General features: G+C 37.0%; 13 protein-coding genes. 4 read left to right on the forward strand and 9 right to left on the reverse strand.

What is annotated here, in order from left to right:
• Positions 1–164: 164 nt before the first annotated feature.
• Both hflX and putP read right to left on the reverse strand, forming a co-directional pair.
• Positions 165–1451 carry a GTPase HflX gene (gene hflX / locus MKX57_RS22020; RefSeq protein WP_008175183.1) on the reverse strand — a complete coding sequence of 429 codons (1287 nt, stop codon included), beginning with the start codon at positions 1449–1451 and terminating at the stop codon, positions 165–167.
• 137 nt (positions 1452–1588) lie between these two features.
• A complete protein-coding gene (gene putP / locus MKX57_RS22025; protein ID WP_008175184.1) occupies positions 1589–3076 on the reverse strand; it encodes a sodium/proline symporter PutP in 1488 nt (495 codons plus the stop codon).
• A gap of 191 nt (positions 3077–3267) precedes the next feature.
• Between putP and MKX57_RS22030 the strand changes: the two genes are divergently transcribed.
• Positions 3268–4428 (forward strand): SAM-dependent methyltransferase, encoded by a 1161-nt coding sequence (locus MKX57_RS22030; protein ID WP_342550610.1) that lies wholly within the window; start codon positions 3268–3270, stop codon positions 4426–4428.
• Between the two features lie 257 nt (positions 4429–4685).
• Here MKX57_RS22030 and MKX57_RS22035 read toward each other — a convergent pair whose 3' ends face one another.
• Together MKX57_RS22035 and MKX57_RS22040 are read right to left on the reverse strand one after the other, a co-directional pair.
• Positions 4686–6005 carry an FtsX-like permease family protein gene (locus MKX57_RS22035; RefSeq protein ID WP_342550611.1) on the reverse strand — a complete coding sequence of 440 codons (1320 nt, stop codon included), beginning with the start codon at positions 6003–6005 and terminating at the stop codon, positions 4686–4688.
• A gap of 1 nt (position 6006) precedes the next feature.
• Positions 6007–6693 carry an ABC transporter ATP-binding protein gene (locus tag MKX57_RS22040; protein ID WP_008175188.1) on the reverse strand — a complete coding sequence of 229 codons (687 nt, stop codon included), beginning with the start codon at positions 6691–6693 and terminating at the stop codon, positions 6007–6009.
• A 422-nt stretch (positions 6694–7115) separates the two neighbouring features.
• Between MKX57_RS22040 and MKX57_RS22045 the strand changes: the two genes are divergently transcribed.
• From MKX57_RS22045 to MKX57_RS22055, 3 genes are all read left to right on the forward strand, one after another.
• Positions 7116–7736, forward strand: coding sequence for a DUF47 domain-containing protein (locus MKX57_RS22045; RefSeq protein WP_008175190.1), 621 nt, complete (start codon positions 7116–7118; stop codon positions 7734–7736).
• Positions 7737–7757: 21 nt separating this feature from the next.
• Positions 7758–8774, forward strand: coding sequence for an inorganic phosphate transporter (locus tag MKX57_RS22050; protein ID WP_089985789.1), 1017 nt, complete (start codon positions 7758–7760; stop codon positions 8772–8774).
• 105 nt (positions 8775–8879) lie between these two features.
• Positions 8880–10991, forward strand: coding sequence for an MMPL family transporter (locus tag MKX57_RS22055; protein ID WP_096365754.1), 2112 nt, complete (start codon positions 8880–8882; stop codon positions 10989–10991).
• Positions 10992–11032: 41 nt separating this feature from the next.
• Here MKX57_RS22055 and MKX57_RS22060 read toward each other — a convergent pair whose 3' ends face one another.
• The 5 genes from MKX57_RS22060 to MKX57_RS22080 all read right to left on the reverse strand — a co-directional run bounded on the left by MKX57_RS22060 (position 11033) and on the right by MKX57_RS22080 (position 14199).
• On the reverse strand, positions 11033–11641 hold the full coding sequence (locus tag MKX57_RS22060) for an alpha/beta hydrolase (RefSeq protein ID WP_008175196.1): 609 nt from the start codon (positions 11639–11641) through the stop codon (positions 11033–11035).
• 18 nt (positions 11642–11659) lie between these two features.
• Positions 11660–11851: a hypothetical protein gene (locus tag MKX57_RS22065; protein WP_008175198.1), complete on the reverse strand. Its 192-nt coding sequence runs from the start codon at positions 11849–11851 to the stop codon at positions 11660–11662.
• A gap of 23 nt (positions 11852–11874) precedes the next feature.
• Positions 11875–12336 (reverse strand): hypothetical protein, encoded by a 462-nt coding sequence (locus MKX57_RS22070; RefSeq protein ID WP_069482882.1) that lies wholly within the window; start codon positions 12334–12336, stop codon positions 11875–11877.
• Between the two features lie 130 nt (positions 12337–12466).
• Positions 12467–13090 (reverse strand): NUDIX domain-containing protein, encoded by a 624-nt coding sequence (locus MKX57_RS22075; RefSeq protein ID WP_008175203.1) that lies wholly within the window; start codon positions 13088–13090, stop codon positions 12467–12469.
• A gap of 11 nt (positions 13091–13101) precedes the next feature.
• Positions 13102–14199 (reverse strand): AI-2E family transporter, encoded by a 1098-nt coding sequence (locus MKX57_RS22080; RefSeq protein WP_008175205.1) that lies wholly within the window; start codon positions 14197–14199, stop codon positions 13102–13104.
• Positions 14200–14356: the final 157 nt, after the last annotated feature.

Consider the following 14356-nt stretch of genomic DNA (forward strand, 5'->3'; position numbering starts at 1 on the left):
AATATTTAAAATTCAGATTTATAACTTTTTATCCAAATTTAAACTATTTTTTCTAAAAATTATTAAAATACGTACATGCTGTTGTTCTAGATTCTATATTCCCCTTAATAACAAAAAGCATGCCAAAATCTTTTTGGCATGCTTTTTATTATTTTTTCATTTTATTAATTTACAACGTATTGCTGATATTTTGCATAATCTGCTTCTTTAACTTCAAGCGATAATAAAGTACCGCCTTCTTCGTATGCTGTATTAGAAACAGAGGCATGTTCATTTAAATAAGAAACAATATTCCCTTGGTCATAAGGTATGAGCATTTCACATGTCACATAATCAGAGAAAATGTGTTGACGAACTAATTGAATTAATTCTTCTAACCCTACCCCTTGTTTTGCTGAAACCCAAATATTATCCCCACTTACAACAGGGTAAGGCACTTGGGCAAGATCAGCTTTATTGTAAACATAGATGGTTGGGATACCTTCAACTCCTACCGCTTTTAATGTTTCATTTGTAACGTCCATCATAAAACCATGCTCTGAATTAGAAACATCTACGACATGTAATAAAAGATCTGCATCTCTTGCCTCTTCTAATGTGGAGCGGAACGCTTTTACTAGATGGTGAGGCAATTTGCTTACAAATCCAACTGTGTCCGTTAATAAAAATGTCTTTTTATCAGGTAGCTCTATCTGACGAACTGAGGTTTCAAGCGTAGCAAAAAGCATATCCTTCTCAAAGACTTGTTTATGCTCTTCTTGTCCTATCTCTGCCAGCAACTGATTCATAATCGTTGACTTACCAGCATTCGTATAGCCGACAATAGATACTACCGGGAGGGCATTTTTTCGACGCTGTTTCCGCTGCGTTTCTCGTTGATCTTTGACCTGCTCTAGATCCTTTTTGATTTTCGCTATTTGATCTTCAATTTTTCGACGATCCAATTCTAGCTTTGTTTCCCCAGCACCTCGGTTTTTAAAGCCACCACCTGTACCTCCACCCTGACGGCTTAAAGAGGCATGTAAGCCCACTAAGCGTGGGAGCATATATTGAAGCTGTGCTAGTTCTACCTGCATTTGTGCCTCCCGTGTTTTCGCACGGCGGCCAAAAATATCTAAAATAAGCATTGTTCGATCAATAACTTTTGTTGCTAGATCACGCTCTAAATTACGAATTTGCGACGGTGATAGCTCATCATTAAAAATAACGAGATTTGCTTGTGCTTCTTCATAGAAATTTTTAATTTCTTCTATTTTACCTGTACCAACATAATGGGAAGGTGTCACGCGCTCTAAATTTTGCGTAACTACCCCTACAACCTCCACATTGAGAGCCTCTGTTAAATTTCGAAGCTCTTCCATTGAATAATCAAAGTGCGCATCATTCCGTAAATTTACGCCAACAAGAATGGCCTTTTCAATTAATACATCAACTTCCTTAATTCTATCCATTAGAAACCTCCCACCAAAGCCTTGGTGACCCTACGACAAATTTTCTCCATCTTACCATAAATTACACCTGTCCGTATGTTCGGAACGTTATGAAAAACGTTTCAAAAAATGCGCCTCTTAGAAAAGGCGCATTTCACTTATTTTCTTTCTTCTTTTAATAATACTTCCGAACGGTTAAACTCTTCTTCAATTTCTTCATTATGTCTATACGTCAATAGACTAACAATAACCGCAACGATTAAACATACAAAGAAGCCTGGCACAATTTCATATAGGGCACTTGATAATGATTCAACTTTCCCCCAAATAAATGCTGTTGCAGCACCCGTTACCATTCCACTTAAAGCTCCGTAATTCGTTAACTTTCTCCAATATAAAGAAAGTAAAATGACTGGCCCAAATGCTGCACCGAATCCTGCCCATGCAAAACCAACTAAACTTAAGATCGAGCTATCTGGATTCCAGGCTAAAATTGCTGCAATAATCGCAACAACTAATACAGCCATACGCCCTACAAAAACATAATGCTTATCGGTTGCTGTTTTGTTAAACAGTGCTTTATAAATATCCTCTACAAGTGCCGAAGAGGTAACGATTAATTGCGATGAAATGGTACTCATAACAGCAGCTAAAATGGCCGCTAGCATAATTCCAGCTATAAATGGATGGAATAAAATTTGTCCAAGTACAATAAATACTGTTTCAGCGTCTTTTAGCTCACCTGCATTTTGTTCATAATAAGCTACCCCTACTAACGCTGTCCCAATGGCGCCAAATAAACTTAACATCATCCAACCAATACCAATACGACGAGCCTGCTTTGTTTCCTTTACAGAGCTGATGGCCATAAAGCGTACAATAATATGTGGCTGCCCAAAATAGCCTAATCCCCAGGCAAGTGAGGAAATAATACCGGCTGCTGTTGCAGTGGCAGGTAACATGTTTAGCAGATCTGGGCTAACTGCTTTAATAGAAGTAATTGTATCCCCTATCCCACCTGTTACAAAAAGACCGAATAGCGGTACAGCAATAAGTGCTATAAACATGATAAGTCCTTGTAAAAAATCGGTATAACTTACTGCTAAAAATCCACCGAACAATGTATAGGCTACTACTACTGCCGAAACAATTAACAAACCTGTATGATAGTCATAACCAAATGAGCTATCGAAAAATTTGCCCCCTGCTACCATCCCGGAAGAAACATAAAATGTGAAAAATAATAAAATAATGATACCTGAAGCAATTCTTATTAACTTCGTATGATCGCGTAATCGATTGTCCAAATAACTCGGTATTGTAATGGAATCATTGGTAACCTGTGTATAAACGCGTAGCCGTGGTGCTACTAATAACCAGTTTAAATAAGCACCTACAGTTAACCCAATGGCAATCCAAGCCTCAACAAGACCTGATAAAAAAATAGCACCAGGTAAGCCCATTAAAAGCCAGCCAGACATGTCCGCCGCACCTGCACTTAGAGCCGTTACAGCCGGACCTAAGGAACGACCACCAAGCATATAGTCTGTTAAATTGGATGTTTTAACGAATGCATACCAACCTATCGCTAGCATGGCGACCATATAAATAATAATTGCTAATAATTGATACATATTATCTGACATACTTTTTCCTCCTATTCAGTCTTTAGTATCACCAATTCATAAAGAAATACTATACACATAAAGATACCATGAACATACAATTCTACCTATAATTACACAGAATTTTTGTGAAATTTTTTTCAAAAACATTGTTCGTTATAAAATGTGTTAAACTAGTGCCATCTATTACACAATAAAGTAGGCGAAAATGTATGACATTTGAAGAAATGAAAGCTCATCTCATAGAAAGAATTTTACAGCAACAGCTAGTTACTGCGACAATAAGTCAACCTCGCATGAAATCTAATGAAGTTAAACGCATGAAGTTGAAGCCTTTAATGTTAAAGAACAGTTATCATATACAAATTGAATACCAATATGAACGAATTTTAAAACATGAAAATATTCAATTGACCGAATTTCCCGCTAAGCTGGAGACTATATTCGAAGATTATCGCCAAGCCCATGTTGATTTTATTGATGAAAAAGTACAAGTCCAATTATCCAAAAAGAATAAAGTACTTTGGAAATCCGATCAATCCTGTACACCTAAGCAAGTTAATTTGGCACATAATCGTAAAAAGAATTACTTACTTTCGGATGATCAACCTTATCCGTTTTTAATCCGGCTTGGCGTGCAAACAGAGGATGGAAAAGTTAAAAAACAAAAATACGATAAATTTAAGCAAATTAATCGCTTTATTGAATTTATTGACGATGCTTTATCCTACTTACCAAAAAATCGGCAAGTTCGTATTTTAGATTTCGGATCAGGCAAATCGTATTTAACGTTTGCTTTGTATCATTATTTAAAAATCGAAAAAGGTCTAGATATACGTGTAACAGGCCTAGATCTAAAAAAGGAAGTTATTGAAGAGTGTTCAAGAATAGCACAAGACCTAGGCTATGACCAGCTTGAATTTCTTGTAGGAGATATTAATGATTATAATGAAGAATCCGCTGTAGACATGGTCGTAACACTGCATGCGTGCGATGTTGCCACAGATATGGCTTTAGCCCGTGCCGTGAAATGGGGCGCAAGCGTTATATTAAGTGTTCCTTGTTGCCAACATGAATTGAATCGTCAACTAAATACCCCTTCATTGGACATTATGTTACAACACGGTCTTATCCGAGAGCGTTTCGCCGCCCTTGCTACCGATTCCATTCGGGCCGAAATCTTGTCCCTTGTAGGCTATGAAGCACAGCTTCTTGAATTTATTGATATGGAAAATACGCCTAAAAATATTTTAATCCGAGCATACCGAACAGGAAAAAAAGCAAGTATAGAGCAACGTGCCAACTATGATGCTTTCTTAAATTTATTACATGCAACACCATTTTTACAAACGGAGTTAAAAGAGTATTTATAACATACCAAAAAGGGTCATCCGACTATAGACAAGCTCGAAAATTTTGAGTGTGGCTATAGTCTTTTTTGTTTTACGAAGCTGATGCTTTTCATGATGGATAGTTAGTCGAGAGAAAATATCCACTCTCTTCATGTTTACTTTTGAACAGCTACTAGCCTATCTGGTGTAGTTATTCACCAATAAAGAACAAAAACCATCGAGAATGAAAACTCCTCGATGGTTTTGTCTACAGTCTAAGGCAAGCCAACCTTATTATATTATAGCTCTTGTCGTAAAGCATGGATGACATCAATTTTCGTCGCCTTACGAGCAGGACGATAACCTGAGATCATTGCTACTCCAATACTAATACCTGCTGCAATAACGACTAGCTGCCATGGAATAAGAGAGAATGTAATATCATTTGTAGCAAATGCATCTTCTCCTGTGGCTGCTTTTAGAATCAACGGCAGCACTGCATTTGCCGCAAAACTAATGGCGTATGAAATGATAACCGCAATGAAGGTTCCTAAAAGCCCAATAAACGTACTTTCCATTAAAAATAAACGTTGGATCAGTTTTGGACTCGCACCGATCGCTTTTAATACACCTATTTCACGAGTTCGCTCTGTCACCGCCATTGTCATCGTATTGAAAATACCGATGGAAGCAATGAGCACCGCAATCGTACCAACAAAAATCAAACCGATTTTTAATACTAAGAAAAATACATTCATTTGATCTAATTGCTCCGTCACTGAATAGACACTGTAGCCATTATCTTTTAGTTTTTCTAAAATTGGCTTCACGTTTTCCAAAGTATCAGCAAAAATATTGAATTCTGAGTAAAACAATTCCTCCTTGGTTGTATCTCCAAGAGCGGAAAAATTCTCAACTAATGCTGGCTTTTGTGCTATGTCCATATGAATAGTATTATCAATCATCCAATCATACGAAGGTTGCTCCATGACACCAACAATTGTATAGGTCATTTTTTCTGTTTCCTCATTGTTACCAGTGTTAGGCAATAGTGATATGTTAATGTTCTGTCCAATTAATGATTTTTTATAGCCTTCATCACTTCCATTATAATAGGTACCATCTACCTCAGCCTTTTTGCTTTTTTCTTTAATCACATTGCGATCGGCCTCATTCAATAATGTTTGTGCAAAATGATAGCCGACCACTATTTCATTTGGCTTTGATGGATATACACCTTCTGCAAGCTTGCCATTCACCTGCTCAAAATCCTTCATATCGTTCAAAATTAAACTAGAAGTTGAATCACGATCACCTAAGAAGGAATGTGCAGAGGCATTCATGCCCACCGTTTCAAGTACTGTTTCCACATGATCTATCTTTTTAATTTCTTGGACCTGATCTTCTGTAAATTGCTTATCCCCATACACTTGAATTTTCGTAACTGTTTCATTTGAAAGGATTTCATTACGTAGAGATTCCTGTAATCCAAAACCGACGGATGCTAGTACGATAAGGAAAGCACAGCCCATCGTTGCAGCTAGAACCGTCATAAAAACACGTAATTTATTTTTCTTGATATGCTGCGTGACAAAATCTATTTGGTCTTTAAATAACATATTAAGCTTCCTCCTTTACCAATTCGCCATCATACATACGGAAGCGTCTATGTGCGATTGTCGCTACTTCTTCATCATGAGTAATAATGACAAAGGTTAACCCAAACTCTTGGTTTAAACTTTGAATAAGCATCAAAATATCTTGCTCTGTTTCTGAATCCAAACTTCCTGTTGGCTCATCTGCCAGCAATACAGGAGGATTCGTAATGAGCGCTCTTGCAATACTGACACGCTGTTGCTGCCCACCTGATAATTCATTTGGATAATGATCGGCGACTTCTGTTAGACCAACCTTGTCCATTATTTTTTTCACTTTTTCTTTTCTCATTGCTTTGCGCAATCCTTGTAGCTTCAAGGGTAACTCAATATTTTCGAATGCCGTCAAACCAGGCATTAGTTGAAAGTTTTGAAAGATAAAACCGAATTGTCTCAAGCGAAATGCGGCGCTTTCTGTTTCATTTAGCTGTGCTGTTTCTTTACCATTCACTTTAATGGAACCCTGCTCAACCTTCATAAATCCAGCTAAAACTTGTAATAAAGTTGACTTTCCAGAGCCACTTTTTCCGACAATTGCTACAATCTCTCCTTTATTGACCTCAAAGTTCACGCCTTTTAAAACGGGAACCTGCTTTTCTTTCCCCTTTTTTCCAATTAAAAATGTATGTTGTAAGTTTTCAACTTGAATCATTTGTTAATAAACACTCCTTTCTCACTCATTTCCCATTGTAGAAAACAATTCTTAATAAAGAGGAAGGATAAAAATGAAGATATTCTTAAGAATAAGGAGAGACTCCTTCTAAAACAAATTGAGTTTACATTCCCTTTACAATTCAAGTATTATTTTCACTGATTTTCATTGTAAATCACACATAATTCTGTGCTAAACACGTGTGAATGTCAGTAAAAAACCTAATAACAAAGGATTTATCTGTACTATTAATAACAATTACAGTTTAATCCCCCTTTATTTTGTGAACGAATTGTATATTACAGCAATGTAAATTTTTATGTCGAATATAAAATTTTTATGTAGATAAATTAAAGATTTTGTTATGATAGTAAAGTTTAGAGGTCGATTAATTTATTTATATCCAGGAGGATTCGATTTACATGCTTAACTCAAAAAAACAAGACCCTTTCTTTATTGCATTGCATAAAATTGCTGAAAATATGAGAGAGGCTGTGCATTACGCAAATGATTTTCGTATTAACAGTGTAGCTGACCTAAAAGAGATTAGCATTACAATGAAAAATTACGAAACTGCTGGCGATAAGCTCATTCACGAACTGATCGTAATGCTAAACAAATCATTTATGACACCTATTGAGCGTGAAGATATTTTAGAGTTTGCCATTCGTATGGATGATATTTTAGATGGTACAGAACATTGTATTGCCCATTTTGAAATGTTTTCACTCACAGAAATTGATGAATCCATGCGCACTTTCCTAGGCTATATTTCTAAAAGTGTGGATGAAATTGTCAAAGCAACTGAAGAGTTAAAGAAAAAGAATCTAATTGGTATGCGTCCTCACGCTATTCTAATTAAAGACTATGAACGTGAATGTGATGAAGTACAACGTTCTTCCATTAAACAACTGTTTTTAAACGAAAAAGATCCGATTCGCCTCATTAAATTTAAAGATATATATGAACAACTTGAAGATATCGCTGATCATTGTCAAAACGTAGCTAATACTATGGAAACAATTATCATGCGTAACGCATAATTAGGAGATGGGCACTTTACAATGAATACAATCATTATACTAACCGTACTGGTCGTCATCTTTGCCCTAACATTTGACTTTATCAACGGCTTCCACGATACTGCAAATGCTATTGCAACTTCGGTTTCCACTCGAGCATTGCCACCTCGTGTAGCGATCATCATGGCCGCAACCATGAACTTTATCGGCGCTATCACTTTTGTAGGGGTTGCTAAAGCTTTAACAAAAGACATTGTAGATCCGTTTTCTTTAAATGCCTTTGAAGGAGACACAACCGGCTCAGTCGTTATTTTGGCCGCACTAATTTCAGCTATTATTTGGAATTTACTTACATGGTATTTCGGTATTCCATCAAGTTCTTCCCACACATTGATTGGCTCTATCGCAGGTGCTGCTGTCGCATCTGCTGGCTTCGATGTATTAAACTATGGCGGCTTTACTAAAATCCTTATGGCCTTAGTGTTTTCTCCAATACTGGCTATTTGTGCTGGTTTTATTATGATGACACTATTTAAATTATGGTTTAAAAACCTTAACTTATATCGCACTAATAAAGGTTTCCGTACGATGCAAATCTTCACCGCAGCCATTCAATCGTTCACACACGGTACGAACGATGCGCAAAAAGCAATGGGGATTATGACAATGGCTTTAATCGCTGGAGGATTGCATAGCGGTGATGAAATACCTTTCTGGGTACGTGCTGCTGCTGCCACAGCTATGGGTCTAGGTACATCTATTGGTGGTTATAAAATTATTAAAACCGTTGGTGGTAAAATTATGAAAATTCGCCCTGTTAATGGGGTAGCGGCAGACTTAGCGTCAGCAACAGTTATTTTTGGTGCGACATTAATCCATCTACCTGTATCTACAACACATGTTATTTCTTCATCGATTATGGGTGTTGGTTCTGCACAGCGTGTACGTGGCGTTAACTGGGGAATGGCCCGCAAGATTGTTACTACTTGGGTTATTACAATGCCTATTTCAGCCGTAATGGCATCCATTATTTATTTCATCCTATCATTATTCTTTTAATAACAAGGCTCCTGTCTAATAAATGGACAGGAGTCTTTACTTTGTCACACGACAAAATGTGACACATCCTTTAAACTAATGGAAAAGGGGGATACATAAACAACTATGAAAACTTTTTCAACTTTTATTACCACACATGCAAAAGCAATCGTAGCCCTGTGGATTGTTATTTTTCTAGCAATGGCTTATTTTGCTTTACAGCTTCCCGGTAAACTTCAAGGGGATGGCTTTTTTGTTGAAGCGGATCATAACTATGTCACAAAAGAGCTAGCAAAAACATTCGATATACCAACCAATACAATCTTGGTTGTGTTCGATCCAGCTCAGGATAAGAAAATTGAAGAAACTTTAAATAAACTCGATCACATAAAAGAAATACATTCCATCCAGTCACCTTTAGAGGACGCTTCTTTACGTAAAGATGGGATTGCCTATGCTATGGTCCATTTAAAAAACGATGCTGAAAACCTTTCTGAAATCGTTGAGGATATCCGTTCATTAATTGAAGAAGACGGAGTTCATATTACGGGTGGACCAGTTATTTCTGCTGACATTAATACAGCCAGCCAAAAGGATTTAGCATCTGCTGAGGCCATTGGTTTACCTATCGCCATTATCGTCCTATTATTGGCTTTTGGTACGGTTATTGCTTCTATTTTGCCAATTATCATTGGGGTTGTTACAGTTGTAACCGCCTTTGGTATTATGACATTACTTAGCGGTAGCATGAATCTATCCATTTTCGTTTTAAATATTGTTCCAATGCTTGGTCTTGCTTTAAGTATTGATTTCGCACTATTGTTCATTAATCGTTACCGTGAAGAGCGTGCTCACACATCCATTGCACAAGCTATTCAAACTGCCACCCAGACAGCAGGACGCTCCATCATCTTTTCTGCAGTATGTGTCATGATTGGTTTAGGTGCCATGATCGTCATTGATGTTGAAATATTCCATAATATCGCTCTAGGAGGCACCATAGTAGTTCTATTAGCTGTTCTTTCCGGCTTAACCTTACTCCCTGCAACGATGATGCTTTTGGGCGACCGACTCAATAAATGGCGTCTACTACGTGTTAAACCAGGTGGCGCAAATCGTTGGCGGAGCTTTGCAGGCTTTGTCATGAAACATCCAGTAGCTATCGTAATCGCTGCATTATTAATACTTGGTATCGGAATGCTTCCATTAAAGGACATCCAATTAACAATTCCTCAGGTAGATTCCCTACCGACAAAATATGATGCACGTGTAGCGTACGATAAATTAGATGAAACGTTTAGACTCGGTGAAACATCTACTTTATATTTGTTAGCTGAACGTAAAGAAGGCTGGGAGGATGCTGAAGCTAGAGAGCTGATTTATACTATTCAAGAAAAGTTATTAAAAGATCCACTCGTTACCAATGTTTCAACTATCTATACAGCAACAAACATTCCAACACCTAAGGAACTCTCTGCTTCTTTAGCAATCCCACAGGTGGCGGAGCAATTAAAACCGGTTATTCAAACCTTTTCAAAAGATACAAAGCTATTCATCCCAATTACCATTGATGCAGCTGGCTCTTCCACTACTGCCCAAAAATTTGCACGAACTTGGATGGATAAAGATTTAGGTGTACACTTTGCGCTTGGAGGACCTGCAAAATTTAACCAAGAGATATTTGATGAGATCGCTAATAAAATTGTTTTAGCGATAGCCATAATCATCGTGTCCACTTTCTTTATTTTAATGCTGGCATTCCGTTCAGTATTAATTCCATTAAAGGCCATTATTATGAACATTATTGGGCTTTCCTCTGCCTTCGGAATACTCGTCTATATTTTCCAATACGGACATTTTGGCATTGAGGCAGGATCAATTGTATTGATTATCCCAGTTATTGTTTTCTGTCTTGTTTTTGGCTTAAGTATGGACTACGAAGTCTTTTTAATTTCTCGTATCCAAGAGGAATATTTAAAAGGCGCCAACAATACACACGCTACAATAGAGGGACTGACATCCACAAGTCGGATTATTACTTCAGCAGCGCTCATTATGATTGTTATTACAGGAGCGTTTGCCTTCACAGATGTCATGCCTGTGAAACAAATTGGTGTTGGTATAGCCATTGCTGTTGCTATTGATGCCACAATCATTCGTCTTATGCTAGTACCAAGTCTCATGAAACTATTTGGTGATTGGAACTGGTGGCTTCCTTTCGCAAAGAAAAATAAATAATAAAAAATCCGCCTCCTTGTTCAAGGAAGCGGATTTTTTCTCTATGCATAAATACTGTTATACCACTCTTTTGCTGCGTGAACTTCAGGAATCGTTAGCTGATGTCCAAAATCAAACCAGTTCGTCGTCACAGTCGCACCCGCTGAACTTAAAAGAGCCTCTAAATCCTCTGATTCTTGTGCTGTACACATTGGATCATTGGTACCTGCACCTATAAAAACAGGGGTAGCAGATAGCTTAGGTAGCTCTATCCCTCGTCTCGGCACCATTGGATGATGTAATATAGCCCCTGCTAAAACGTCCTCGTAGTGGAATAATAAGCTAGCCGCAATATTAGCGCCATTTGAATAACCGACGGCTACAATTCGTTGACGATCAAAGCCATATTGCTGTGACGCCTCGTTCAAAAATTCATTCAGTTCCTTTGTACGAATGATTAAATCCTCTATATCAAAGACACCTTCCGCTAGTCGACGGAAAAACCTTGGCATTCCATGTTCTAGTACATTGCCTCGTACACTTAATATATTGGCTGTATCATCAATTTCCTTGGCAAGTCCAATTAAGCTTTCTTCATTACCACCCGTACCATGTAACAACAATAGAGTTGGTTTTGTTTCGTCTGTACCTTTATAAAAAATATGTTTCATTGACAGTCCACCTCTCGATTATCTTGAATTCGAGATAATTGTAGCCTGTGGCAAAATTAAATTCAAGCTCTTTGACTTATTCATTTCGCGATTTTCACGATTTGGTTGTTCCTCATGGTTTTTATAAAAATTAGTTATAGTAAAAACTGATAGTAAACAAGCCACAATCACAACAACAATAACAATTCCCACTAGTTTTTTCCCGTTCATTTTATGATAATCCCCCGTATTTATTATTTCTTTTTACGAAAGCCTTCTTCTAGCAAATATTCTTTTGCTGCATCATACGTACCAAACGCCTCTTCAAGATTTTCCCCATGGTAGACATTCCAAGAACGTTGTTCAAATACTAGCTGTAATTGATCACCCTCTCGACTATGCCAAATCTCGATAATCGGTTCTTCCGTCTCTACCTCTTCAGATAGATATTGAATAGCATCCGCAATAATCTCACGAAGTTGTTGCTCATCATAATCACGGATATTTACTAATCCTTTATTAGCCTCTTGCTCATAGCGCAATAAATCTCCAACAAAGATAAAGCCATTGCCATTCGGATGTAGCTTTTCAACTACAATTGTCTTTTCATAAAGACTGTCCATAAAGTGATAATTTAAGCGTTTTAATGATATTTCCTTTTTCGTTAGTTCAGAAAATGATTCAATAATTGCTTGTTTTTGTTCAAATGTTAGCATATAAAAAATGCTCCTTTTCTTTACAATCTATCTAACAGTATAACTTATTTTTTCCTGTTATATTGTGTACATTCTCATCATTTTTACAAAGAAAATAGGATAAGCTATTTTCTAGCTTATCCTACCCAAATTAGGATGTTTGATTAAATATTTTCTCACGCGCAAATTTGATCACATGTGCAACATACAATTCACGATAAGGAACAAATTGTGCCGTTCCAACTGGTCTGACAATTTTCACACGTTGACCATCAGGGAAGTATTCGTATCCTTCAATATTCAGAGTTGTCGTTTCTCCCAAGAAGAAAGCTTCGGCCTCATTCAGTCTTGCTCTTACTACACCTGATACTTCCTCATATTGTAAAGCAAAGGAATTCCAATCATGCTCGAAAGGATATATGTAGACATGGCAAAATTCATTATCAATCATATTTTCAGAAACGATACTACAAGAGGTCATGCCCATTTTGACAACATCTTGGACATCTATTTGGAGCCCTAATTCTTCTTTTACTTCTCGTATACCTGATTCCACTGTTTCAACAGCTAAAAGATGGCCAGCTGCTGTAATATCGAGTAAACCTGGATAATCCTTTTTCTGTGAGCTTCGTACTTGAAAATAAATATAGTCCTCATTGACAAGCCAGCAATGAAATGTCTCATGCCAAAGCCCTTTTTCATGTACTTCCGACCGTGTAGCTGTCCCAATTTCCTCATGCTGTTCATTAAATACCTTTACAATTTCTTGTTCCATTGTTTCGACTCCTATACTGATTTCGTCGCTTTTTTCTTGATTGCATTACGTTGATCATAAATATTGGATACGATAACTTTCAATACTGCATAAAATGGTACAGCGATAATAATTCCTATAAAGCCTGCAATATTACCTGCTGCGAGAATAATTGTAATAACAGTTAGTGGATGGATATCGAGCGATTTCCCCATCACGTTAGGTGTAATAAAGTTGCTATCAATTTGTTGAGCAACAAGCGTCACAACGGATACCCAAACAACTAAAATAGGATCCTGAATAACCGCTACGATTAGGGCTGGCGTAAATGCAATCCAAGGCCCAATAAATGGAATCATATTCATAAAGAATGCAAATATTACTAATAGTAACGAATATTCTAATCCAATAATTAAGTAACCCACATACATAATAAGCGCTAATAAAAAACTAATTTGCAGTTGGCCCTGAATATAACTACGTAAAACATCATCAATTTCACTTAATGTTTTCTTTACCCATTGCTGACGTTCGCCACTGAAATATTTATAAATAGATGGTGCAAATTTCTCATGATCCTTCAACATAAAAATAAAGAAGAATGGAATTAAAACAGCTAGTAATGATACAGACACTATGGATTGTAAAAAGGAAATAAACCCTTTACTCGCCACCATTGCAACATCTTGCACAGAGTTCGCCATTTTTTCAATTACATCATTTACCTGCTGTGGGAAGTTATCTTTATTGAGCAGTACATAGTCTGTTAATTGCTGAATACTCGTACTAATACTTGAACTAATCATAGGGGCATTCTTCACTAATTTATTGACCTGCTCGGCAATCGGGTTCCCAATAATCCAGCCAAAAACCCCTGCAATTCCTATGAGGCCGAACACAATCGTCAATATGCTTGCCCATCTAGGAAATTTACGCTTTTCTAAAAATCTCTGAATTGGTTCAGTCACATAATAAAAGACACCCCCAAGTAGTAAAGGGATAAAAATGGCTTTTAATATGATAACTAGTGGTGAAAAAATCCAATGAATTTCTATAAAATATTTAATAATTAATAGTGTAAGTAATATCCCTACACCTACTTGAAACCAAACCTTCCTCGTCACTTTCATTCACTTCCTTTTATCGCCGTTACTCAAGATACTACTGATATATTAACCATTTCGCAAGTATCCTAGTATGTTTTGACTCAATCAATTTTTTCTGTGCGAATTTACTACTAGATTTTCGCATTTACTTAAAAAGCTCCCTTCCAACAAACTAAAAAAT

It is taken from the genome of Lysinibacillus sp. FSL M8-0216 (assembly GCF_038595555.1).
Classification (GTDB): Bacteria; Bacillota; Bacilli; order Bacillales_A; family Planococcaceae; genus Lysinibacillus; species Lysinibacillus fusiformis.